The 317-nt window shown below is 69.1% G+C and carries 1 pseudogene; it reads right to left on the bottom strand.

Going from position 1 to position 317, the window contains the following annotated elements:
- Nucleotides 1-317, bottom strand: a pseudogene (locus EKA13_RS27630) (excinuclease ABC subunit A); the annotation flags it as partial.

The following is a 317-nucleotide window of genomic DNA, read 5'->3' as shown; positions in this document are numbered from 1 at the left end:
ATGCTCAGGGAGGGATCGGGCACCATGATGGCCTCGGTCACCTCGTACACATGGCCCAGGCCGTGGCAGGTCGGGCACGCGCCCTGCGGCGTGTTCGGCGAAAAATCCTCGGCGTACAGCATCGGCTGGTTGGCCGGATAGGCGCCGGCGCGCGAATACATCATCCGCACCAGGCTGGACAGGGTGGTCACACTGCCCACGGAGGAACGCGCGTTGCTGGAGCCACGCTGCTGCTGCAGCGCCACCGCCGGCGGCAGGCCGTCGATCGCATCGACGTCCGGCACGCCGGCCTGGTCGATCAGTCGCCGCGCATAGGG

Origin of the sequence: Pseudomonas defluvii (assembly GCF_001695625.1) — a bacterium.
Lineage (GTDB): Bacteria > Pseudomonadota > Gammaproteobacteria > Pseudomonadales > Pseudomonadaceae > Aquipseudomonas > Aquipseudomonas defluvii.
This window is presented reverse-complemented; position numbering and strand designations above follow the sequence as displayed.